Raw genomic sequence first — 25,161 nt, forward strand, 5'->3', positions numbered from 1 at the left:
AGTTGTGAACGCAGACGACAAGAGCCTTGAGTACTTCAAGCGGATGACGGCCGAACTGCGCGACACCCGCAAGCGGCTGCGCGAGGCCCAGGCCAAGGACACCGAGCCGATCGCGATCGTCGGCATGGCCTGCCGCTACCCCGGCGACGTCAGCACGCCGGAACAGCTGTGGGAGCTGGTGGCGGGGGAGGTGGACGGGATGACGCCGTTCCCGACCGACCGCGGCTGGGACAACGAGGGGCTCTACCACCCCGATCCGGACAACCCCGGAACGACCTACGTGCGCGAGGGCGGGTTCCTGCACGACGCTTCGCTGTTCGACCCGGAGTTCTTCGGCATCAGCCCGCGCGAGGCCGTGGCGATGGACCCGCAGCAGCGGCTGCTGCTCCAGGTCACGTGGGAGGCGATCGAGCGGGCGGGGATCGATCCGAGCACGCTGAAGGGCAGCGACACCGCCGTCTACGCGGGCGTCATGCACCTTGACTACATCAGCAGCCTCGCGGGCGCGGTGCCGAGCGAGGTCGAGGGGTTCCTGGCGACGGGTGTCTCCGGCAGCGTCCTCTCCGGTCGCATCGCCTACACCCTCGGCCTGGAGGGGCCTGCCGTCTCCGTGGACACCGCCTGCTCCTCGGCGCTGGTCGCGGTGCACCTCGGTGTCCAGGCGCTGCGCAACCGCCAGACCTCCCTGGTGCTGGCGGGCGGTGTCGCGGTGATGGCTGGACCGCACGCCTTCGTCGAGTTCTCCCGCCAGCGCGGGCTCGCCGGCAACGGCCGCGTCAAGGCCTTCGCCGACGGCGCGGACGGCACGATGTGGTCGGAGGGCGCGGGAATGGTGTTGCTGGAGCGCCTTTCCGACGCCGAGCGCAACGGGCACAAGGTGCTCGGCGTCGTGCGCGGTAGCGCGGTCAACCAGGACGGCGCGTCCAACGGCCTGACCGCGCCGAACGGGCCGTCTCAGCAGCGCGTGATCAGGGCCGCGCTGGCCAACTCGCGCCTCGCCTCGCACGAGATCGACGTTGTCGAGGCGCACGGCACGGGCACCGCGCTCGGCGATCCCATTGAGGCACAAGCACTTCTGGCCACCTACGGCCGGGAGCGGGGTGAGAGCGCCCCGCTGTGGCTGGGCTCGGTGAAGTCCAACATCGGCCACACGCAGTCCGCCGCCGGTGTCGCGGCGATCATCAAGATGGTCAAGGCGATCGAGCACGGTGTCCTGCCGAAGTCGCTGCACATCGACAAGCCCTCCACCCAGGTCGACTGGTCCGAAGGCGAGGTCGCGCTGCTCACCGAGACTCAGCCGTGGCCGGAGACCGGCCGTCCGCGCCGCGCCGCCGTGTCGTCCTTCGGCATCTCCGGTACCAACGCGCACGTGGTGATCGAGCAGGCTCCCGCCGTCGAGCAGGAGGCGCCCGAGGTCGTGACCGAGCTGCCGGAGGTGCCGTGGGTGCTCTCCGCCACGACCTCCGAATCGCTGAGCCGCCAAGCGGAACGACTTCTGTCCCATGTGGACGCCAACCCCGACGTTTCCGCGCTGGACATCGCTTTCTCGCTGCTGACCACGCGCGCCGGCCACGAGCATCGCGCGGCCGTCGTCGGCGGGGACCGCCGTGCCGCGCTGCGTGCGCTCGCCGACGGGCTGTCCGCCTCCGACGTCGTGACCGGTGCGGCCGTCACGGGCAAGACCGCGTTCCTGTTCACCGGTGGCGGCTCGCAGTACCTGGGCATGGGGCGCGAGCTGCACGCCGCGTTCCCGGTGTTCGCCGAGGCCTTCGACGAGATCACGGCCGAGTTCGACAAGCACCTGTCGCAGTCGCTGCGCGAGGTGATGTTCGGCGAGTCCGAACTGCTCGACCGGATCGACTTCATGCTGCCCGGCCTGTTCACCATCGAGGTCGCGCTCTTCCGCCTGCTGGAGTCGTGGGGCGTGCACCCCGCGTTCGTCGCCGGCCACTCCATCGGCGAGTTCTCCGCCGCCCACGTTTCGGGCGTGTGGTCGCTGGAGGACGCGGTGCGCGTGGTCGCCCGGCGCGGCCAGCTGGTGAACAGCCTGCCCGAGGGCGGCGCGATGATCGCGATCCAGGCCACGGAGCAGGAGGTCCTCGAAGCCCTCGCCGGTGACCGCATCGGGATCGCGGCGATCAACGGCCCGAACTCCGTCGTGGTCTCCGGCGACCAGGAACAGGCCGCCGCGGTCGCCGAGGTCTTCCGCGAGCGGGGGCGCAAGGTGAAGCGGCTGGTGATCAGCCACGCTTCGCACTCCGCGCTGATGGACGGCATCCTCGAAGACTTCCGCGAGGTCACCGGGTCGCTTACCTACAACGAGCCCCGCGTGCCGATCGTCTCCACGTTGACCGGAGCCGTGGTGACCGGCGCGGAGCTGGCTGACCCGGACTACTGGGTGCGGCACATCCGCAACGCGGTCCGCTTCCTTGACGGCGTCCGGACGCTGGAGTCCAAGGGCGCGACGCGCTTCGTCGAGGTCGGCCCCGGTGGTGCGCTGTCGGCGCTGGGCGTGGACTGCGTCGAGGGGCCCGCGGTGTTCGTCCCGGTGCTGCGCAGGGACCGCACGGAGACGGCCGCCGTCGTCACCGCGCTCGCCGCCGCGCACTGCGCCGGTCACGAGCCGGACTGGACGGCCTTCTTCGCGGGGACGGGCGCCCGCCGCGTCGACCTGCCCACCTACGCCTTCGACTACCGCCACTTCTGGCTGGAGCGGGACGAGCAGGTGGCCGACGTCGAGCGCGCCGGTCTGCGGCCCGCCGGTCACCCGTTGCTGGGGGCGGCCCTGTCGCTCGCCGAGGGCGACGGGGTGGTCTTCACCGGCAGGATCTCGCTGGCAACGCAGCCGTGGCTGGCCGACCACGCCGTCGGCGACACCGTGCTGGTCCCCGGCGCCGCGCTGGTCGAGCTGGCCATCCGCGCCGGTGACGAACTTGGTTGCGCCACCGTCGATGAGCTGACGCTGTTCGCGCCGGTGGTCCTGCCCGCGACCGGCTCGATCGACGTCCAGGTCGTCCTCGGCGGCGTCGAGGACGACCTGCGCCCGGTCTCGATCTACTCGCGCGGGGACGGCAGTGCTCCGTGGACCCTCAACGGTCAGGGCAGCCTCGCCGAGTCCGGCTCGCCCGAGCCCGCCGGTCTGACGGAGTGGCCGCCCGCTGGCGCGCGGAGCATCGCGCTCGACGGTCTCTACACCGAGCTGGCCGACGGCGGTTTTGCTTACGGCCCGGCGTTCCAGGGCCTCAAAGGCGCGTGGCGCTCGGGGGAGGAGGTCTTCACCGAGGTCGAGCTGCCGGACGCGGCGAAGGCGAAGGGCGGCGAGTTCGGCATCCACCCAGCGCTGCTGGACGCCGCGCTGCACGGGATGTTCCTGCGCGAGGACGGGGGCGAAGGCGCGCTGCCGTTCGCGTGGCGCGGTGTCACGCTGCGCGCGACCGGCGCGAAGATCCTCCGTGTCCGCATCACCCCGACCGGCCCCGACTCGGCCACCGTCGTCGCGGTGGACTCCAGCGGCGCCCCCGTGATCACCGTGGATTCCCTTGCCGTGCGGGCGTTCTCCACCGACAAGCTCGTGCGCACGGCCGCCCCCGGCGCCGACTCGATGTTCAAGCTCGCCTGGTCCCCGGTTCCGGGCGCCGACCCGGTTTCCTTCAGCCGCTACGGCGAAGGCGAATCTGAGTCCGGCGCCGTCGTCCTCGCGCTGGACCCGAGCACCGACGCGGTGGTGGAGCGGACGCACAGCGAGGTTGTCCGCGTCCTGGACATCGCTCAGCGCTGGCTCGACGCCGACCATGACGCCACGCTCGTGGTGCTGACCAGGGGCGCGATGGTCCTGGACACCGGTCACGACGTCACCGACCTGCCGGGCTCGGCCGTGTGGGGCCTGATCCGCTCCGCGCAGTCGGAGAACCCCGAGCGCTTCGTGCTGGTGGACGTCGACCCGTCGCTCCCGGACGCCGAACTGTCCACTGTGGCCGGTTCGGCCATCGCGACCGGGGAGCCCCAGGTCCTGCACCGCGACGGCGAGTTCTTCGCGGCCCGCCTGGTGTCAGCCGCCGACGGGGGCACGATCGCGCCGCCGGAGGGCGAGACCGCGTGGCGCGCGGGCGTCAAGGTCAGGGGTTCGCTCAACGACCTGGAGCTGCTTCCGGCGCCGGACGCGCTGGAACCGTTGCAGCCCAACCAGGTTCGCCTCGACGTTCGCGCCACTGGCATGAACTTCCGCGACGCGCTCAATGTGCTCGGCATGCTCGGCGAGCACACCGGGCGCCCCGGTTACGAGGCCGCCGGTGTGGTCACCGAGGTCGGCTCCTCGGTCACCGACCTCGCCGTCGGCGACAAGGTGATGGGCTTGCTGGACGGTGGCTTCGGCCCCATCAGCGTCGTGAACCGCGCCTACGTGACGCACATCCCGGACGGTTGGTCGTTCGAGCAGGCGGCCTCCGTTCCGGTGGTGTACCTGACCGCCTACTACGGATTGCATGATCTTGCTGGTTTGCGTTCTGGGGAAAGGATTCTGATCCACGCCGCAGCGGGAGGGGTCGGCATGGCCGCGACGCAGATCGCCCAGCACTACGGCGCGGAGGTCTTCGGCACCGCGAGCGCTGCGAAGCAGCATGTGTTGCGGGAGAACGGTGTTGAGCACGTCGCGTCGTCGCGGACGTTGGACTTCGAGCAGGAGTTCATTGCTGCCACCGGTGGTGAGGGTGTTGACGTCGTTCTCGACGCGCTGACCGGAGAGTTCGTCGACGCGTCGTTGCGCCTGCTACCGCGTGGTGGGCGCTTCCTGGAGATGGGCAAGTCCGACATCCGGACCCAGGAGGAGGTCGCGCTCGCCCACCCGAACGTCACCTACGAGGCGTACGACCTCTACGAGGCGGGCGAGGACCGGACCGCCGAGATGTGGAGGGAGCTGATCGAGCTCTTCGACTCGGGCGCGCTCACCCCGCTGCCGATCAAGACCTGGGACGTGCGCGACGCGCCGAAGGCGTTCCGTTTCATCAGCCAGGCCAAGCACATCGGCAAGCTCGTGCTGACGATCCCGCAGCCGCTGCGGCCCGAGGGCACGGTCCTGATCACCGGTGGAACGGGCGGTCTCGGCGGCAGACTGGCCAAGCACCTGGTCACCGAGCACGGCGTGCGCAACCTCCTGCTCACCAGCCGTCGCGGCTCGTCCGCGCCGGGCGCCGCCGAACTCGCTGCGGAGCTCGAGCAGCTGGGCGCCTCGGTGACCGTCGCCGCCTGCGACGCGGCCGACCGCGACGCACTTTCGGCTCTGCTGGACGGGTTCGACCTCACCGGCGTGATCCACACGGCCGGTGTGCTCGACGACGGCCTGATCGGCCAGCTCACCCCGGAGCGCGTGCGCGAGGTGCTGCGCCCGAAGGTGGACGCGGCGTGGAACCTGCACGAGCTGACGCTGGAGCAGGACCTGGCGATGTTCGTGCTGTTCTCCTCGGCGGCCGGGGTCATGGGCACGCCGGGGCAGGCGAACTACGCGGCGGCCAACGCCTTCCTCAACTCCCTCGCCGAGCACCGCCGCGCCCGTGGCCTGGTCGCCCAGGCCCAGGCGTGGGGGCTGTGGGAGGACGGCATGACCGTCACGCTCGGCGACGGTGACGTGAACCGCATGACCCGCAACGGGTTCGGCGCGCTCAGCGGGCAGGAGGGCATGGCGCTGTTCGACGCCTCCGCCGCGCTCGGCCCCTCGGTCGTGGTGCCGATGAAGATCGACCTCCCGTTCCTGCGGGCGGGGGCGCGCTCCGACGTGGTCGTCCCCGCACTGCTGCGCGAGCTGGTGAAGGCCCCCGCGCGCCGGGTCGCCCGAGCCGATGTCGCGGGCCGGGCGGAGGAGCTCCGGCAGCGCCTCGCCGGGCTCTCGGAGGCCGAGCGCGAGCGCCACCTGCTGGAGCTGGTCCGCACGCAGGTGGCGATGGTGCTCGGCCACTCCTCCTCGGAGACCGTCGGCGCCAGCCGGGGTTTCCTGGAACTGGGCCTGGACTCCCTCACCGGCGTCGAACTGCGCAATTCCCTCGGCGCGGCAACGGGGTTGAAGCTGCCGACCACGTTGATCTTCGACTACCCCGCCCCGGACGCGCTGGCCAAGTACCTGCTCACCGAGGTCGTTCCGGACGAGGCCGCGACGGCGGTCCCGCTCACCGACGAGATCTCCCGCCTGGAGAACCTCATCGCCTCCGCCGACCCGTCGGAGGCCGAGGGCGCCGACATCGACGCCCGCCTCCGCAAGCTGCTGGCCACGTGGAACGCCAAGGGAGCGCGCAGGGACGAGGCCGACGTCGAGTCGGCGACGGCCGAGGACATCTTCGCGCTGATCGACAGCGAGCTCGGCTGACCCCGCACCCGCAGGGGGGTTCGTGCGTCTTCACGACCCACGAACCCCCTTCTCGATCATCGCCAACGACGGGTCTAGGCGATTGTGCACTGACAAGTGTCGCGCCGATGTGGTGGTCTTGATCAGGGGAAACCATGCGCGTGCGCCCCGGAACCGGGCTTCAAGGGAGTTGCGGCATACATGGCGACAGAAGAGCAGTACCTCGAATACCTGAAGCGGTTGACCACCGACCTCCGCGAGACCAAGAGGCGGCTGCACGAGGTCCAGGAGCGTGACTTCGAGCCGATCGCGATCGTCGGCATGAGCTGCCGCTTCCCGGGGGAGGTGCGCACGCCGGAGGACCTGTGGCGGCTGGTCGCCGACGGCACGGACGCGATCTCCGGCTTCCCGGTCGACCGCGACTGGAGCCCGGAGGTGTACAACCCCGATCCCGAGGTGGCGCACACCTCGTACAGCCGCGAGGGCGGCTTCCTGCACGACGCCGCCGAGTTTGACCCCGAGTTCTTCGGTATGTCCCCGCGCGAGGCGTTGGCCGCCGACCCGCAGCAGCGGCTGCTGCTGGAGGTCTCCTGGGAGGCCGTCGAGCGTGCGGGCATCGACCCGGCTTCGCTGAAAGGCAGTTCCACCGGGGTGTTCGCGGGCGTGATCTACAACGACTACGCGTCGCGGTTGCAGGTGCCACCGCCGGAGTTCGAGGGCTATCTCGGCACGGGCAGCCTGGGCAGCGTGGCGTCCGGACGCGTCGCCTACACCTTGGGTCTCGTCGGCCCCGCTGTGTCCATCGACACGGCGTGCTCCTCGTCCCTGGTCGCGGTTCACTTGGCCGCCAGCGCTTTGCGCGCGGGGGAGTGCTCGCTGGCGCTGGCCGGTGGGGTCACGCTGATGGCGACGCCGGGACCGTTCATCGAGTTCTCCCGCCAGCGCGGGCTGTCCCCCAGCGGCCGGTGCAAGGCGTTCTCCGACAGCGCCGACGGTACGGGCTGGGGCGAGGGCGTCGGCATGGTGCTGCTGGAGAAGCTCTCCGACGCGCAGCGCAACGGCCACAAGGTCCTCGCGGTGATCCGCGGCTCCGCCACCAACCAGGACGGCGCGTCCAGCGGCCTCACCGCGCCCAACGGCCCGGCGCAGCAGCGGGTCATCCGCGCGGCGCTGAGCAACGCCCGCCTCGCGCCCGGCGACATCGACGCCGTGGAGGCGCACGGAACCGGGACGCCGCTGGGCGATCCGATCGAGGCGCAGGCGCTGCTGGCCACCTACGGCAAGGGGCGTGAGGAAGACCGTCCGCTGTGGCTCGGCTCGCTGAAGTCGAACCTCGGTCACACCCAGGCCGCCGCCGGGGTCGCGGGCATCATCAAGATGGTCGAGGCGATCCGCAACGGCGTTCTCCCCAAGACTCTGCACGTCACTGAGCCTTCGTCCCAAGTGGATTGGAGTGCCGGTGCGGTCTCCCTGTTGACCGACGCACGTCCCTGGCCCGAGGTCGACCGCCCGCGCCGCGCCGCGATCTCGTCCTTCGGAGTATCCGGTACCAATGCGCACCTGATCCTTGAACAAGCTCCTGCCGCTGAAGAGGTTGAGCAGCAGGTCGTCAGCGAGCTTCCGGTGGTGCCGTGGGTGCTCTCCAGTCGCTCCGCTCGCGCGCTCAAAGCTCAGGCCCAGCAGCTGAAGTCCTTTGTGGACAGCAATGACTCGCTGTCCGATGTGGACATTGCTTTCTCCTTGGCCACGGGGCGCGCCGCGCTGGAGCACCGCGCCGCCGTGGTCGCCGCCGGGCGGGACGAACTGCTCGCCGCGCTGACCGCGTTGACCGAGGGCGCTGCCACCACCGACGTGGTGCAGGATCAGATCCGCGACGGCAAGACCGCGTTCCTGTTCACCGGCCAGGGTTCGCAGCGCGTGGGCATGGGACGCGGGCTGTACAAGGCTTTCCCGGTCTTCGCCAAGGCCTACGACGAGGTCTGCGCGCACCTTCCGGCGATCTCCGACGACGAGCTGCACCAGACGGGCAACGCCCAGCCCGCGCTGTTCGCGCTCGAAGTCGCGCTGTACCGGCTCGTCGAGTCCTGGGGCGTCAAGCCGGACTTCGTCGCGGGCCACTCCATCGGCGAGATCGCGGCGGCGCACGTCGCGGGCGTGCTCTCCTTGGAGGACGCGGCGCGCTTGGTCTCCGAGCGGGGCCGCCTCATGCAGGCGTTGCCCAGTGGTGGAGCCATGATCGCGATCCAGGCGACCGAGGCCGAGGTGCTGCCGCACCTGACCGACCGCGTGGGCATCGCCGCGATCAACGGCCCGACGTCCGTGGTGATCTCCGGCGACGAAGACCAGGCCGAAGCGATCGCGGCGGAGTTCAAGGACCGCAAGACCAAGAAGCTGAAGGTGTCGCACGCGTTCCACTCGGTACTGATGGACGGCATGCTGGCGGACTTCCGCAAGGTCGCCGAGTCGATCACGTACGCGAGCCCGACGATCGAGATGGTCGCCAGTGGCGACGTCACCACCGCCGACTACTGGGTCAACCACGTCCGCGACGCCGTGCGCTTCTCCGACAACATCAAGACCCTGGCCTCCCACGGCGTCAGCACCTACCTCGAAATCGGTCCGGACGGCGTCCTCGCCGCCATGGGTGCTGACAACGTCGATGCGACCTTTTTCTCCTTCCTGCGCAAAGACCGCGACGAGGCGCACACCGCGACACTCGCGGTAGCTCGCGCGCACGCCCGAGGAATCAAGGTCGACTGGCAGGCTTTCTTCGCGGGCGCCGGGGCGAAGCGCGTCGACCTGCCGACGTACGCCTTCCAGCGCAAGCGCTACTGGCTCTCCGCCGAGGCGGTGGAAGCTCCGTCGGCGAGCCCGGAGGAGAAGCGGTTCTGGGACGCCGTCGACAAGGGCGACCTGGAAACCCTCGCGGCGGAACTCGCGGTCGCCGACGCCAACGGGCAGGCGACGCTGAGCGCGGTCCTGCCGACGCTCGCGAACTGGCGCCGCGCGAAGCAACAACTGTCCGTTGTGGACACTTGGCGCTACCGCGTCACCTGGAAGCCGGTCAGCGGCAGCGGTTCCTCCGTCGCCGGACGCTGGTTGCTCGTCGTGCCCGCCACGCGCCAGGAGCACCCGTGGGTCGCCGGTGCCACTGAAGCCCTGACCGCCGCCGGAGCCACCGTCGAAGCCGTCACGGTCGACCAGGTCAGCGGCGAAGCGCGGGGCGTGCTTTCGCTGCTGGGGCTGGACGAAGAGACCGCCATCGCGAACACGATCAGCCTGCTGAGGCAGGACATCGAGGCGCCGATCTGGGCCGTCACGCAGGGCGCTGTCGCGGCGAGCGAGCACGACACCGTGACCGCTCCGGCGCAGTCGCAGCTGTGGGGCTTCGGCCGGGTCGCCGCGATCGAACAGCCGCTGCGTTGGGGCGGACTCATCGACCTGCCCGCTGAGGTCGGCGAGCGGGCCAAGCAGCTCCTCGCGACCGCGCTTGGCGGGGTGTCCATCGAAGAATCGCTTGCGGGGTCGAGCAGCGGCACAGAGGACCAGCTCGCGGTGCGGCCCTCCGGGTTGCTCGCGCGGCGCTTCAGCGAAGCCGGTACCGCGATCCCCAAGCGCGCGTGGCGTCCTGGCGGCACGGTCCTGATCACCGGTGGCACGGGTGGCATCGGCGGCAAGGTCGCCGTTCACCTGGCGCGCAACGGTGCCAAGCACATCGTGCTGACCTCGCGCAGCGGTGACACCGCGCCCGGAGCGCCTGAACTCGTCGCCGAGCTGACCGAGCTGGGCGCCCGCGTCACGGTGCGCGCCTGCGATGTGGCGGACCTGGACGCGCTGACCGCGCTCTTCGCGGAGCTGGACGAGCCGCCGACCTCGATCATCCACGCGGCCGGTGTGCTCAGGATGGAGCAGATCGACAAGGTCACCGGGGCCGAGTTCGCCGAGGTACTCCGTTCCAAGGTGGACGGGACGCTGAACCTGCACCGGCTCACCGAGGGCACCGAGCTGGACGCCTTCGTCATGTTCTCCTCGATCGGCGGCGTGCTCGGCAACGGCGGCCAGGCCGCCTACGGCGCCGCGAACACCTTCCTGGATGCCTTCGCCGAGCACCGCAGGGCGCAGGGGCTGACCGCGACCGCGGTGTCCTGGGGCCGGTGGGGCGAGGTCGGCATGAGCGTCGGCGAGGAGATCGACGCGTTCCTGACGGAACTGGGTGTCCCCGCGATGGCGCCGGAGCTGGCGGTCGCCGCCTTGCAACAGGCCATGGACGGCGACGAGACCACCGTCACCGTGACGGACATCGACTGGCGGGCCTTCGCGCTGACCTTCACCGCGATGCGCCCGGCCCCGCTCATCGCGGACCTGCCCGCCGTGCTGGCGATCGCCGAGGAGGAGGCCGCCCGCGCTCGCGAGAGCGCCGAGGCCGGGGTGTGGCGCGAGCGCTTGGCCGGGCTCTCCGAGGCCGAGCGCGACCGCGTGCTGCTGGAGCTGGTGCGCACGTGCTCCGCCCAGGTCCTCGGGCACGGCGGGATCGACGACATCCTGCCCGACGAGCCGTTCACCAAGCTCGGCTTCGACTCGCTGACGGCCGTGGAGCTGCGCGGACGGCTCAACGCCGAGACCGGTCTGGTCCTGCCGCCCACCTTGGTCTTCGACCACCCGACGCCGACGGCGCTCGCCGCGCACCTGCTCGCGTCGCTTTCCGGAGTGGAAAGTGGTGTTGTCCCGGTCGTCGCGACGCGGGTGAGCGATGACGAGCAGATCGCGATCACCGGCATCGCGTGCCGGTTCGCAGGCGGCAGCAACACCCCCGAGCAGTACTGGGACATGCTGGCCGAGGGCGGAGACGTCATCCGCGAGGTGCCCGCCGACCGGTGGGACGCCTCGAAGTTCTTCGACCCCGACCGCACCGCGCCGGGCAAGGCCTACACGCAGGCCGGTGGCTTCATCGACGACATCGCCGGGTGGGACGCGCCGTTCTTCGGCCTCTCCCCGCAGGAAGCTCGCCGCCTCGACCCGCAGTTCCGGCTGCTGATGGAACTGGTCTGGGAGGCCATCGAGGACGCGGGGATCACCGCGGAGGAGCTGCGCGGCAGCCGGACCGGCGTCTTCGCGGGCCTGATCGACTCGCTCCAGTACTCCTTCCGCCAGCTCGAAGTCGACGGTGAGGCGTGCTCCAACGACCCGTACTTCAGCCTCGGCAACTCGCTGAGCGCGGCGGCCGGGCGCATCGCCTACCACCTCGACCTGCACGGGCCGTGCCTCACCGTGGACACCGCGTGCTCGTCGTCGCTGGTGGCCATGCACCTGGCCGTGCAGAGCCTCCAGCGCGGTGAGTGCGACATCGCGATCGTCGGTGCCACGTCGGGGATTCTCACCCCGGAGACCTTCGTGCAGGCGTGCAAGATGAGCATGCTCGCCGAGGACGGCCGCACCAAGACCTTCGACGCCTCCGCCGACGGTTACGTGGTTGGGGAGGGCGGTGGCGCGGTCATCCTCCGCAGGGCTTCGTCGATCCGCGCCGGTGACCGCCCGCGCGCGCTGATCAGGGCCACGGCCACCAACCAGGACGGCCAGAGCAACGGACTCACCGCGCCGAACCGCGCCGCCCAGCTCGCGGTGATCAAGGCCGCGCACGCGGCAGCCGGTGTCACGCCGGATGAGATCTCGTTCGTCGAGGCACACGGTTCCGGAACACCGCTCGGCGACTCCATCGAGTTCGGCGTGCTGCGCGAGATCTTCGAGCAGCGCGCGGTGGACCACCCGCTCTACGTCGGCGCGGTGAAGTCCAACGTCGGCCACACCCTCGCGGCGGCGGGCATGGCGGGCTTGATCAAGACCGTGCTGGCGTTGCAGCACAACGAGATGCCCGGCAACCTCAACATGGTCCAGCCGAACGACGTCGTCACCGTCGACGGCACGGTCCGTCCCGTTCAGGGCCTCACGCCGTTCGCCGGAGACGGTCCCGTGCTCGCGGGCGTCAGTTCCTTCGGGTGGTCGGGTACCAACGCGCACTTCGTCCTGGAACAGGTTCCGGCCGACGAGGCCAAGCCGGTGTCCGAGAAGGCGCCCCAGCTGATCACGGTCTCCGCGAAGAGCCCGAGCGCGTTCACCGAGGCCGTCACCGCGCTCGCCGACCACCTCGAAGCCAATCCTGCGCTCGACCTCGCGGACGTCGCCTACACCACGCAGGCCCGGCGCACGAGCCACCCGCTGCGTGGATTCGTTGTGGCGCAGGACATCGCCGACGCCGTCGCCAAGCTCCGCGCGGGTGTCACGCCCGTGGACGCCCCCACCACGAGGACGCGCGCGGGCGGAGCCGTCAGCCCTGATCTCGCGGAGCGCCTGCGCGCCTGGGGCATCGAGCTTGTCGACGACGCGGACGTGACCGTCGACGAGAACGACGATCTCCTCGTGCTGCTGGGCACGTTGTGGCAGAGCGGGGTGAGGGTGGACTTCGCCGCCGGGCACTCGCCGGAGCGCACTCCGGTCGACCTGCCCAGCTACCGCTTCCAACGGATTCGCTACTGGCCGGAGTACGACACCAACCCGGCTCCGGCGCCCGAGCCGGCGGTCAAGGGCAAGCCGGGGATGTTCTCGCACACGCCGATCTGGCGCAGGCAGGACGCCAGGACCGCGCTCGCCGACGCCGCCCCGACCACGGTGATCGTCTTCGCCGACCGCACGCACATCGGCGACCACGTCGCTGACCTCGCCACGGCGGCTGGGCACGAAGTGCGGATCGTCGAGCCGGGGGAGGACGTCCGGGCCGCGCTCGACGGCGTCGCCGACCGTGCGGAGAACCCGCTGCGGATCGTCCACGCCTTCGGTGTCCACAAGGGACTCCCGGAGCCGGAAACCGCCGTGGAGAACGGCTTCTACAGCCTCATGGCGCTGGTCCAGGCCGTGGGCTCGGTGCTGCCGAACCGCGTGATCAGCCTGGTCGCGGCGGGCGTGGACACCTTCGACGTGCTCGGTGAAGACGCGGCCAACCCGTTGTCCGCCATGATGTTCGGCGCGGTTGGTGCGATCGACCACGAGTACCCGCTGGTGTACCCGCGCTACGTCGACGTGGAGTCGACCACGGAGCCCGCCACGATCGCCGCGCAGCTGCTGCGCGAGTCCGATCTGCTCGCGCCGGAGATCGCCGCGCAGGGCGCTGACGCGGGCACCGCGCACGCTCCGGTGGCCTGGCGGCGCGGACGCCGCTGGCTGCGCGACTTCGAGGTCACTCCACTGTCCGAAGTGGACGATGCGGTGGCGTGGCGCGAAGGCGGCACCTACCTGATCACCGGTGGTACCGGCGGACTCGGGCTGATGCTGGCGCGCAGGCTCGCGCGGCTCGGCACGAAGCTGGCCCTCGTCGGTCGGCGGACGCTGCCGGAGCGCGCGCAGTGGACCTCCTGGATCGAAGCGCACGGCCCGGACGACACGACCAGCAGGACCTTGCTGGACATGAAGGACCTCGTCGCGCTGGGCGCGGAGGTGCTGCCGATCAGCGCGGACGTCTCCGACCCCGCACAGGTCAAGGCCATGCTGCGCACGGCCCGCGAGCACTTCGGGGAACTCCACGGCGTCGTGCACGCGGCGGGCGTGGCCGGCAAGGGCCTGTTGCAGACCAAGAGCCGCGAGCAGGCAGCGGAAGTGTTGGCGCCCAAGGTGAACGGCACTCTGGCGCTGGCCGAGGAGCTGCGGGCCGACCCGGTCGAGCTGCTGGTGCTCTACTCCTCCGCCGTGACCGTGGTCGGCGCGGTCGGTGAGTACGACTACGCCGCGGCCAACGCGTTCCTGGACGCCTTCGCCGCCGCCGAGTCGGTCACCGGTAGCACAGCCAAGCACGTCGTGTCTGTGGCTTGGGGCGCCTGGCTGTACGACAACTGGTCAAACGACGCGCTTTCCGGCTCACCCGAGTTCCAGCAGGCCGTTCGCGACTACCGTGCCAAGTACGGCATCCGCGACGCCGACGGGGTCGACGAGCTGACCAGGATCGTGGCATCCGGCGCCCCCCAGGTGCTGGTGCTCACCCGGCCCCTTCCGGAAGCGGTCCGCACGTTCGCCGAGGTCAACTCGATGGACGCGGTCGCGGACGGCGTCGGTGTCGTGCCGGTCTCCGAGCGCTACCCGAGGCCGGACCTGCGCGTGGCCTACCTGGCCCCGCGCGACGACGTGGAACGCCGCGTGTCGGTGGTGTGGCAGGAATGCCTGGGTCTCGAACAGGTCGGCGTGCACGACCCGTTCTTCGAGCTGGGCGGGACCTCGCTGATCGGCCTGGTGGTGATCGCCAGGCTGGCCAAGGAGTTCTCCGTCGAGCTGGCCGCGGCGAGCCTGTTCGAGAAGCCGACCGTCGCCCAGTTCGCGGAGCTGGTGCGCGACGAGGCGGCTCCGGGCCAGGACAGTCCGGCCAAGGTGCTCAAGGGCAGCGCCGCACGCGGGGAACGCCGCCGCGCGGCGCGCGGCAGGAGGAGCGGGAAGCGATGAGCGACGAACAGGGCTTCGAGGGCGACATCGCCGTAGTGGGGCTCGCCGGACGGTTCCCAGGGGCCGACGACGCGGCCGGGTTCTGGGCGAACCTGGTGGCCGGTCGCTCCGGAATCGTCAAGCACAGCAAGCAAGAACTGGTCGCGGCCGGAGTTTCGGCCGAGCACGCGAACGACCCGCGCTACGTCCCGGTCTCGGCCGGAGTGTCCGGAATGGACGGTTTCGACGCGGGCTTCTTCGGGGTCGATCCCGAGGAAGCCGCGCTGATGGACCCGCAGCACCGGGTGTTCCTGGAGACTGTCTGGCACGCCCTTGAGGACGCCGCGATCAATCCGTCCACTGTGGACGGGACTGTGGCGGTCTACGCGGGTTGCGGGCCGTCGACCTACCTCATGGTCAACCTGATGGCGCACGAGGACCTGTTCGTCAAGGTCGGCCCCGAGCACCTGATCCTGTTGAACGACAAGGACACACTGGCCGGTCGGGTCTCGTACTCGCTGGACCTCACCGGCCCGGCCGTCACGGTCCAGGCGCACAGCGCGACCTCGCTCGTCGCGGTGTGCACCGCCTGCACGAGCCTGGCGGCGGGGGAGACCGACGTCGCGGTCGCGGGCGGCGTCTCGCTGCTCGTGCAGCCGCCCGGCTACTGGTACTCCGAGGCCAACCGGCTCAGCTCGGACGGCGTCGTGCGCCCCTTCGACGCCGACGCCAACGGCAAGATCACCGGAGACGGCGCGGGCGCGGTGGTGTTGCGCCGCCTGGAGGACGCGCTGGCGGACGGCGACCGGGTCTACGCGGTCATCCGGGGCTGGGCGGTCAACAACGACGGCGCCGACAAGGCCGGGTTCACCGCGCCGAGCGTGCAGGGCCAGGCCGCGGTGATGGCCGAAGCCCTCGGCGCGGCCGGAGTCGAGCCGGAGGAGGTGGACTTCGTCGAGACCAACGCCTCCGGCACGGTGTTCGGCGACGCGGCCGAGGTCGCCGCCATCCAGCAGGTCTTCGCCGAGTCCGCGCGGTTGAAGATCGGTTCGGCGAAGTCCGGCATCGGCCACCTCAACCAGGCCGCCGGCATCGCGTCGCTGATCAAGACCGTGCTCGCGCTGCACCACGAGGAGCTGCCGGGCACCCTGAACTTCACCGCGCCCAACAAGCAACTCGCGCGCACCGGGGACCGTATCCAGGTCCCCGTGGAACCCAGTACCTGGGCGCGTGGGGAACGGACTCGCTTCGCGGGCGTGAACTCCTTCGGTTTCGGTGGGACCAACGCCCACGTGGTACTGGAGGAGGCCCCAGAGCCCGAGGACGAGCCGAACCCGCGCGCGCACTCGCTGCTCGTCTGGTCCGGCACCTCCGCCGAGGCCGCAGACGCGCTGACCGAGCGGATCGCCGCCAGCACCGAGCCCGTCGAAGACCTCGCCTACACGCTCCAGATCGGCCGCAGAGCGTTCGGCCACCGCCGCGCGGCGGTCGTGAAGTCCACAGTGGACATTCACGAGGACGGCCGTACCCTGGCCGCCAGCAACGTGATCGAGGGCCGCGAGGTCGGATTCCTGATCGCGGGGGTCGGCGAGCAGTACAAGGGCATGGTCGGCGACCTCTACCGCGACGAACCCGTGTTCCGCGAGGCGATCGACGAGTGCTCGGCGATCTTCCGCGAACACCTCGGCACCGAGCCGATCGCGGACATGATCGCCGAGCGCGGAGCCGCCAGCAACGACCTCGCGCGCCTCCTCGGGCGCACCGAGGAGACCGAGACAGCAGCGACCGACGTCGTCCAGCCCGCGGTCTTCGCGGTGGAGTACGCGCTCGGGAAGTTGTTGCTGGACTGGGGGATCACGCCGAGCGTGCTCGCGGGCTACAGCGTCGGCGAGTTCGTCGCGGCCGCGCTCTCCGAGAGCCTGACCCTGACCGAGGCGGCGAGCCTGGTCGCGGTGCGCGCCAAGCTGATCGCGAAGCTCCCGCAGGGCGCGATGGTCGCCGTGCCGCTCTCCGTCGCCGACCTCACCGCGAAGGTCGGCCCGCTCGACGACATCGACGTCGCCGCCGTCAACGGCCCCGCGATGACCGTGCTCTCCGGCCCGGCCGAGAAACTCGGTGCCATCACGGACGCTGTTCCCGCCCGCTACCTGCGCACCACGCACGCGTTCCACTCGCGAGCGCTGCGCCCGGTCGCGGCCGAGCTGACCGCGTGGGCGCGGCAGAACCTCGACCCGCAGGCGCCGAAGATCCCGTACCTGTCCAACGTGACGGGCGCGCCGATCACCGAGCGCCAGCTCAAGGACCCCGGTTACTGGGCCGAGCACATGTGCCGCACGGTCCAGTTCGCCGACATGGTCGCGCACCTCGCCGCCGAGCACCCGGACGCCGCGCTGGTCGAGCTCGGCGCGGGCCAGTCACTCGGCGCGATGTTCCGCGGCCACCCCGACGTGCCGTCGAGCCGGTGGTCCCTGCTGGTGTCGACGCTGCCGGGGGACTCCGACCCGAATGAGACCCAGTTCGTGCTGACCGAAGCGCTCGGCAAGGTGTGGCTCACCGGGGCCGACGTCGACTGGGCCGCCTACCACCGTGGCCGGGGCGCGCGGAAGACCACCGCGCCCGTGCACGCCTTCGAGCGGCGGCGCCACTGGATTGACCCACAGGAACGAGGAGAGAACCGATGAGTCTTGTTGGAGTGGTCGGCGCGGGCGTGATGGGCTCGGGCGTCGCGCAGACCTTCGCCCAGGCCGGGCACGAGATCGTGCTGATCGACAACGATCCCGACGCGCTCGCCAAGGCTCTCAACGCGATCGAGCTGAACGCGCGGATGAGCCGGATGATGGGCGGCCCCGCCGTCGACCACGAGCAGGTGCTCTCGCTCATCACCACGGGCACCGACCTGAGCCTGCTGGCCGAGGCGCACATCGTGATCGAGAACGTCACGGAGAACTGGGAGACCAAGAAGGCGGTGTGGCAGGAGCTGGAGGCCACCTGCAAGGCGGAGACGATCTTCGTCGCCAACACCTCGGCCATCCCGATCACCAAGCTCGCCTCGCTGACCAAGCGGCCGACCCAGGTCGCCGGCGTGCACTTCATGAACCCGGTGCCGATGAAGCCCGCGGCCGAGCTGATCAAGGGGTACCACACGGCACCCGAGACCATCGAGACCGTGCGCGACCTGCTCAGCTCGGCGGGCAAGCGCGGCATCGACGTCAACGACGCCAGCGGTTTCGTGTCCAACCGCGTGCTCATGCTGACCGTGAACGAGGCCGCGTACCTGGTGTACGAGGGCGTCGCCAGCGCCGAGACCGTCGACGACGTGTTCCGCAGCTGCTTCGGCCACCCCATGGGACCGCTGGAGACCGCCGACCTGATCGGCGTCGACACGATCCTCTACAGCGTCGAGGTCCTCTACGAGCACTTCGCCGACAGCAAGTACCGCCCGTGCCCGTTGCTCAAGCAGATGACGGACGCGGGCCTGCACGGTCGCAAGTCCGGCAAGGGCTTCTACGCCTACTGAAACCCCGGACCCACTGACACCGAGGAGTGCACGTCATGTCCGACAACACCCGTGCCGAGCTGCGCCAGTTCATCGTCGGCAAGTTCCCGAAGATCGAGCTGACCGACGAGCAGGACATCTTCGCGCTCGGCTTCGTCAACTCGCTCTTCGCCATGGAGCTGGTGATGTTCATCGAGAAGGCGTTCTCGGTGCGCATCCCCAACGACGAGCTGAAGCTGGACAACTTCCGCAGCGTCGACGCGATGACCGAGCTGATCGCGCGCCAGCAGTCGGTGACGGCCTAGTCATGAGCCCGACGCCCGAGTTGACGAGGGAGTTCGTCGACGCCGAGGTCGCGCCGCACGCCGAGGAGTTCGACCGCACCGAGCGGCTGACCGAGTCGCTGCTCAAGCAGGTCGGCTCGCTCGGACTCTGGGCGCCGTTCCTGCCCGAAGCCGTTGGCGGCTCCGGTACCGACTACGTCACCGTCGGACGCCTGCACACCGAGATCGGCCGCGGCTGCTCAGGCCTGCGCAGCATGCTCACCGTGCACAGCATGGTGTCCTGGTCGGTCAACCGCTGGGGCACCGACGAGCAGAAGGCGCGGTGGCTGCCGGAATTGGCCGCTGGCAACACCTTCGGCGTGTTCTGCTTGTCCGAGCCCGACAGCAGCGGCAGCGACTCCAGGGCCGAGGGCACCACCGCCGAGCCGGACGGCGACGGCTGGGTGCTCAACGGCCGCAAGAAGTGGATCACCGGCGGCCAGGTCGCCGACCTGATGATGGTCTTCGCCAGGACCGGGCCCGGGATGAGCGCGTTCCTGGTGCCGCGCAACGCTGTCGGCGTCGAGGTCACGCCGCTGCCGAGGATGATGGGCACCGCGGCGAGCATGATCGCGGAGATCACCTTCACCGATGTGCGGCTCGGTGCCGACGCCCTGCTCGGCCCGCGCGGCTGGGCGGCGGGCACGGTGATGACCGGGGCGCTGGACATCGGCCGCTACAGCGTCGCCTGCGGATCGCTGGGCATCGTGCAGGCCGCGCTGGAGGCCAGCGCGCGCTACACCGCCGAGCGCTCGGCGGGCGGGATGCTGCTGCGCGAGCAGCCGCAGCTGCGCGCCAAGATCAGCGACATGGTGACCGCGCGCGACGCCGCGCGGCTGCTGTGCGAGCGGGCCGGCGCGCTCAAGGACGCCGACGACCCCGAGACGATCATGGCCACCTGGATCGCCAAGTACCACGCGTCCACGGCCGCCACCAAGGCCGCCAGCGACGCCGTGCAGATCCACGGCGCCAACGGGTGCAGCCCGGACCACCCCGTCGCGCGGCTGTACCGCGACTCCAAGGTCATGGAAATCATCGAAGGCAGCACGGAGCTCCAGCAGCTGACGATCGCCGACGTCGCTTACCGAGAGGTGGCACTGTGAAACTCGGGCGCATCAAGTGCGTGGTGTGGGACCTGGACAACACCGTCTGGGAGGGAATCCTGCTGGAGGACGGTGACGTCAAGCTCCGCGACGAGGTGGCCGAGGAGATCCGCCGCCTCGACGAGCTGGGCGTCCTGCACTCGGTGGCCAGCCGCAACGACCACGACGCCGCCATGGCCAAGCTGCGCGAGTTCGGGTTGGCGGAGTACTTCCTGTACCCGCAGATCAACTGGAACGCGAAGTCCGGTTCCATCGAGCAGATCGCCAAGTCGATCAACATCGGCCTCGACGCGATCGCCTTCGTCGACGACCAGCCCTTCGAGCGCGAGGAGGTCGCCCACGTCCTGCCCGCGGTGCTGACCGTGGACGCGCTCGGCGACCTGCCGGCGATCCTGGCGCAGGAGGACTTCCGGCCGAAGTTCGTCACCGACGAGTCCCGCATCCGCCGCGAGATGTACCAGGCGGCGGCGCAGCGCGACGTGATCGAGCAGGAGTACAGCGGTACCAGCGAGGAGTTCCTGGCCACGCTGGACATGAGGTTCACCATCACGCGGGCGCAGGAGGCCGACCTCCAGCGGGCCGAGGAGCTGACCGTCCGCACCAACCAGCTCAACTCCACCGGGCGCACCTACTCCTACGAGGAGCTGGACGCGCTGCGCACCTCGCCCGACCACCTGCTGCTGGTCGCGTCGCTGACCGACCGCTACGGCAGCTACGGCAAGATCGGCCTCGCCCTGGTCGAGCGCGGTCAGCCCGCGTGGCACCTGCGGATGATGCTGATGTCCTGCCGGGTCATGTCGCGCGGCGTCGGCACGGTGCTGCTCAACCACATCATGGGCTTGGCCAAGGCCGACGGCGCGAAGCTGCGCGCGGAGTTCGTCGAAACGGGCCGCAACCGAATGATGTACGTCACCTACGCCTTCGCCGGGTTCGCCGAGGTCGAGCGGGACGGTTCACATCTGGTGTTTGAATCAGACCTGGCCCAGATCCAGCCCCCACCTGCTTATCTTGTGGTGGAGACGGACTGATCTAGGGAGCAGGCATGACACGACCTAACGCGCCGCGGTGGCTGCCGCTCGGCGGCGGTGAGCCGGGCAAGCACAGGGTGTACTGCTTCCCGCACGCGGGCGCCAGCGCCGCCGTCTACGCACCGTGGCGGGCCCTGGCGGGCGACCGGCTGGCGATCTGCCCCGTGCAGCCGCCGGGCCGGGCGGAGCGCTTCCGCGAGAAGCCGTTCACCTCGGTGGACACCCTCGTCGAGGAGCTGGTGGCGGACATCGGTGACCAGTTCACCGGCACCTACGCGTTCTTCGGGCACTCCATGGGCGCGTTGCTGGCCTTCGAGGTGACCCGCAAGCTGCGCGCGCTCGGTGCTCAGCTGCCGAAGCACCTGTTCGTCTCCGGCCGCGCCGCCCCGCAGCTGCCCGACACCCGCAAGCAGCTGCGCGCCCTGCCGCAGCCGCAGTTGATCGCGGAGCTGAAGCAGCTCGGCGGCATGCCGGACGCGGTGCTCAACGAGCCGGAGCTGCTGGAGCTGTTCGTCCCGCTGTTCCGCGCCGACCTCACCGTGAACGAGGCGTACACCCACCGCGCGCAGGACCCGCTGCCGATCCCGCTGACCGCGTTCGGCGGCCACGGCGACCCGCGGGCCGACGACGACGAGCTGAAGGCGTGGGGCGAGCTGACCGCTGAGCGGTTCGCGCTGCACACCTACCCCGGCGGCCACTTCTACCTGGAGAAGAAGGCGGGCGAGCTGATCGACGTCTTCGCCGCCGAGCTCGCCGCTTGATGGACGTCTGGCTGGGCCCCGCGGGCGAGGCCAGGGCGATGCTGCACTCGGTCCTCGGGACCTCGGAGATCGTCCGCGAGGAGTCCGGCCGCCCCCGCGTGGTGGGCGGACCGGACTTCAACCTCTCGCACTCCGGCGAGATCGCGGTGCTCGCCGTGTCGTGGGAGCGCCGCGTCGGCGTCGACGTCGAGCGGCACCGCGAGCTGGACCACCTCGGCATGGCTGCGCGCGTGCTCCTCCCTCAAGAGCATGCGCGCATCGCCGCGTTGCCGCAGCGCGACCAGGCAGCGGAGTTCTTCCGCTACTGGACGGTCAAAGAGGCCTACGTGAAGGTGACCGGGCAGGGGCTCAGCGGCCTTCCCGGGCCCGAGTACTCCGCCGGAGCGCTGACCGTGCGCGGCGAGCGCTGGTCGGTGGCGGAACTCGTTCTCCCGCAAGGGTATTCCGGAGCCGTGGTGTCACAGGGCCCGCCGTTCGCCGTGCGTCAGCGGACCTGGTCGGACACCTGAGTCAGCACTCCCCGGGCTTGGCGTCGCGCAGGTACCACGCCTTGATGTACTGGAACCGGGGGCCGATCTCCGTCGTGCCCCTGCCGACGCACTTGTCGAAGTCCTGGTAGCCGCCCATGTCGACCTGGTCCACCCTGATCCAGATCTTCTCGGCCGGGCCGCAGTGGTTGTAGTAGAGGCTGAAAACACCGAAGCCGCCGCACGGGTCGGCCTTCGCGGACGCAGGTGCCGCCGCCACCGTCATGAGCCCGACCGCGAGTGCGGCAGCCCCGGTGAACGCCCCGATCTTCTTGAGCACACTGTCCCTTTCTGTCTGATTCGCCGCAATTGCGACAGAAGGGAACTTGGCGGCTGACCGAGAAGGTCACAAGAAGATTAAGGTGATCATGAAATGCGAATCCTGCTCCACTCCGGAACGGGCGCAATCGTGGTGACCTGCGCGAGCTGGCCGCCGAGTCCGGCCGCGACGTGCCGGTGGTGCAGCTCGCGCAGGTCCTCGCCGTGCTCAGCCGCCACGCCGTCCAGCCATGCCGCGGCGTTGCGGTGCTTCTCCGCCCGCGCGACGCGGGGGAGCTGCGCGTAGGCGGTGTCGCGCACGAGCGCCTGGCAGAACACGTAGCCCTGCTCGCCGCCGATCCCGCCGGTGCGAACCCTGCGCAGCACTTCGCGGCGCTCCAACTGCTCAAGGCACTGCACGACGCCGTCGATCTCGTCGTGCCCGCCAACGGCGGCCAGCGCGGAGGCGGTCACCGTGCCGCCGAAGACCGCCGCGTCCTGCACGACGGCCTTCTCCGCGACCGACAGCGTGTCCAGTCGCGCGGCGACGACGCTGCGCACCTGGTTCGGCGGCAACAGGTCCTCGCGCGAGCGACCGACGCGGATCATGCGCGCGTACTCGATCGCGAACAACGGGTTCCCGCCGACGCGCCCCACCAGCGCCCGCCGGTGCTGCGCCGACCAGCCACCGTGCGCGGTCCCGTCGTCCAGCATCGAGTCCAGCAGCTCGCCGATCGCGTTCTCCGACAACGGGTCCAGCGTCATCGTGGTGACGTTGCGCGCGCCGCCGTGCCAGCCCTGCCGCAGTTCCAGCAGCTCCGGCCGCGCGGTCGCCACGACCAGCAGCGGCACCGGCCCGACGCCGTCGGAGAGCCCCGCGACGAACTCCAGCAGCTCGTCGTCGGCGCGGTGCAGGTCCTCGATCACGGTCACCAGCGGCTCCTCCGCCGCCAGTTCCTCCAGCAGCCTGCGCAGCGCCGCGAACGTCTCCGCCGAGTCCACCAGGTGCCACGGCCGTGCGGGGAACCCGGTCAGCGGCAGCAGTCCCGCCACCGTCCGCTTCGCGGTCTCGTTCGGTCCAAAAAGCTTGTGCGCCAAGCGGTTCAGCTTCGTCTCGGCCACCGCCGCCGAGTCGCCGTGCTCGATGCCGACGCAGGTCCTGGTCAGCTCGGTCAGCGTCCGCGAGGTGATGTCCTCGCCGAAGTACGGCACCCGCGCGGAGATCACCTTCGCGCGGTCGGAGAACTCGGTCAGCAGCCGTGTCTTGCCGATCCCCGCTTCGCCGAGCACCGTCAGCAGCTGCGGCCGTTGCCTGCGCCGCACCTGGGCGAAGGTGGCGCGCAACAGCTCCAGGTCCCGCTCGCGGTCCAGGAACGGCACGCTCGTGTGCCTGCCGACGCCCACCACGGGTTTCTCCCGCACGGCCTCGGCCTTCCACACCGCGGGCACTTCGGAGGTCGTGGAGTAGACGATCAGCGGCGCGCTCGCCTGCCGCGTCGTGTCGCAGACCCACACCGGCCCGCAGCGCACCACCGTCGTCATCAGCACGCAGCTGTCCACCACCGCGCCCGCCACCATCGGAGCGGCTTCGCCCTGCCGGAACTTCGCCAGCACCTCGCCGGTCGCGATCGCGATGCGCAGGTCCGCCCCGTTCGGCGCGGCCGGGTCCTGGCCGACGAGCCGGTCCCGGATCGTCAGCGCCGTCCGCACCGCGCGCGCCGCGTCGTCCTCGTGCGTCCTCGGCACCCCGAACACCGCGAGCAGCACCGACCCCACCGCTCCGATCACCGTGCCGCCCGCGCGTTCGACCTCCGCCCGCACCGTCACGCTGATGTCCAGGAAGGTCTGGTCCACGTCCTCCGGGTCCTTGCCCGTCGGCTGCCTGGGCGCCACGGCCATCACGCTGACGAGCTTGCGCTCCGCGCACGGCTCCACGAACGGGCTGGTCGCGCTCGGTTCCGGCTCCTGCCGCAGGTTGACCACCGCTGCCAGTGCCCTCGGCTTGTCCGGGATCACCAGCGGTGTCACCGAAGCGGCCACCGGCGGCAGCTGCAACGCCGCGTCGTGGTCGAGGATCGCCCGCTCCAGCTCCTGGAGTTCGCGCCCCGGCTCCAAACCGAGCCCGTCCACCAGTGCCGTCCGCGTCCGCCGGTAGACCTGCAACGCGTCGACGTGCCGCCCGCACCGGTAGAGCGCCGTCATCAGCTGACGGCACAACCGTTCCCGGTGCGGCTCCGCCTCGAACAGCGGCTCCAGCTCGCCGAGCACGTCCGGGTGCCGCCCGCGCGCCAGCTCGACGTCGAAGTAGTCCTCCATCACCGAGACCCGCATGTCGCGCAGCTTCGCCAGTTCCGGCCAGTTGACGCCGGTCTCCACCAGGTCCGCCAGCACCGGCCCGCGCCACAGCGCCAAGGCTTCCCGCAACGCCTGCGCCGCCTGGTCGCCCCGGCCCTCGGTGAGCGCCACGCGACCCGCCTGCGCCAGGGATTCGAAGCGCGACAGGTCGATGCGCTCCGGCTCCACCCTCAGCACGTATCCCGGCGCGTGCGTCAGCAGCAGGGGGGTGTGCGTCCCGTCGGAGTTCGACGCGAGCACGGTCCGCAGTCCCGACACCGCGTTCTGCACCATCTTGCGCGCCGTCGAGGGCACGTCGTCCGGCCACAGCGCCCGGAGCAACCGGCTCGTCGCCACCACCTCGTTGGCGTGCAACAGGAGGTAGCCGAGGACCGCGCGTTGCTTGGTCCCCTTGAGGGGCGCCACCACTCCGCGGTCCACCACTTCGAGAGAACCCAGCACACTGAATTGCATACGACTACCCCAAGTTCGCGGCCCCAGGTCTTCCAGCCCATCCCAGAGTTGCCGGAAGGTCCTGGAGCC

General features: G+C 70.5%; 11 protein-coding genes. 9 read left to right on the top strand and 2 right to left on the bottom strand.

Annotation, left to right across the window (positions count from 1 at the left end; genetic code table 11):
- The first annotated feature begins 4 nt into the window (after positions 1 to 4).
- From CCN37_RS41065 to CCN37_RS23485, 9 genes are all read left to right on the top strand, one after another.
- Positions 5 to 6,352, top strand: coding sequence for a type I polyketide synthase (locus CCN37_RS41065; RefSeq protein WP_143261767.1), 6,348 nt, complete (start codon positions 5 to 7; stop codon positions 6,350 to 6,352).
- A 180-nt stretch (positions 6,353 to 6,532) separates the two neighbouring features.
- Entirely contained in the window at positions 6,533 to 14,809 is an 8,277-nt protein-coding gene (locus CCN37_RS23450) for a type I polyketide synthase (RefSeq protein ID WP_086824664.1), read from the top strand.
- Positions 14,806 to 17,469 (top strand): type I polyketide synthase, encoded by a 2,664-nt coding sequence (locus CCN37_RS23455; protein ID WP_086824666.1) that lies wholly within the window; start codon positions 14,806 to 14,808, stop codon positions 17,467 to 17,469. Before CCN37_RS23450 ends, CCN37_RS23455 begins: the two co-directional genes overlap by 4 nt.
- The gene (locus CCN37_RS23460; protein WP_086824669.1) at positions 17,466 to 18,305 is read left to right on the top strand and encodes a 3-hydroxyacyl-CoA dehydrogenase family protein; all 840 of its coding nucleotides are present in this window, start codon (positions 17,466 to 17,468) and stop codon (positions 18,303 to 18,305) included. Before CCN37_RS23455 ends, CCN37_RS23460 begins: the two co-directional genes overlap by 4 nt.
- Positions 18,306 to 18,340: 35 nt before the next feature.
- Positions 18,341 to 18,589: an acyl carrier protein gene (locus tag CCN37_RS23465; RefSeq protein WP_086824671.1), complete on the top strand. Its 249-nt coding sequence runs from the start codon at positions 18,341 to 18,343 to the stop codon at positions 18,587 to 18,589.
- 2 nt (positions 18,590 to 18,591) lie between these two features.
- A complete protein-coding gene (locus tag CCN37_RS23470) occupies positions 18,592 to 19,710 on the top strand; it encodes an acyl-CoA dehydrogenase family protein (RefSeq protein ID WP_086824674.1) in 1,119 nt (372 codons plus the stop codon).
- Positions 19,707 to 20,738 (top strand): HAD family hydrolase, encoded by a 1,032-nt coding sequence (locus CCN37_RS23475; protein ID WP_086824676.1) that lies wholly within the window; start codon positions 19,707 to 19,709, stop codon positions 20,736 to 20,738. Before CCN37_RS23470 ends, CCN37_RS23475 begins: the two co-directional genes overlap by 4 nt.
- Before the next feature lie 14 nt (positions 20,739 to 20,752).
- Complete coding sequence (locus CCN37_RS23480) at positions 20,753 to 21,499, top strand: thioesterase II family protein (protein ID WP_086824678.1); 747 nt, start codon at positions 20,753 to 20,755, stop codon at positions 21,497 to 21,499.
- Entirely contained in the window at positions 21,499 to 22,008 is a 510-nt protein-coding gene (locus CCN37_RS23485) for a 4'-phosphopantetheinyl transferase superfamily protein (protein ID WP_086824680.1), read from the top strand. Before CCN37_RS23480 ends, CCN37_RS23485 begins: the two co-directional genes overlap by 1 nt.
- Before the next feature lies 1 nt (position 22,009).
- Here CCN37_RS23485 and CCN37_RS23490 read toward each other — a convergent pair whose 3' ends face one another.
- Both CCN37_RS23490 and CCN37_RS23495 read right to left on the bottom strand, forming a co-directional pair.
- Positions 22,010 to 22,306, bottom strand: coding sequence for a DUF6355 family natural product biosynthesis protein (locus CCN37_RS23490; RefSeq protein WP_086824682.1), 297 nt, complete (start codon positions 22,304 to 22,306; stop codon positions 22,010 to 22,012).
- An 86-nt stretch (positions 22,307 to 22,392) separates the two neighbouring features.
- A complete protein-coding gene (locus CCN37_RS23495; RefSeq protein ID WP_086824685.1) occupies positions 22,393 to 25,092 on the bottom strand; it encodes a BTAD domain-containing putative transcriptional regulator in 2,700 nt (899 codons plus the stop codon).
- Positions 25,093 to 25,161: the final 69 nt, after the last annotated feature.

It is taken from the genome of Allokutzneria sp. NRRL B-24872 (assembly GCF_002155965.1).
In the GTDB taxonomy this organism is placed as follows: domain Bacteria; phylum Actinomycetota; class Actinomycetes; order Mycobacteriales; family Pseudonocardiaceae; genus Allokutzneria.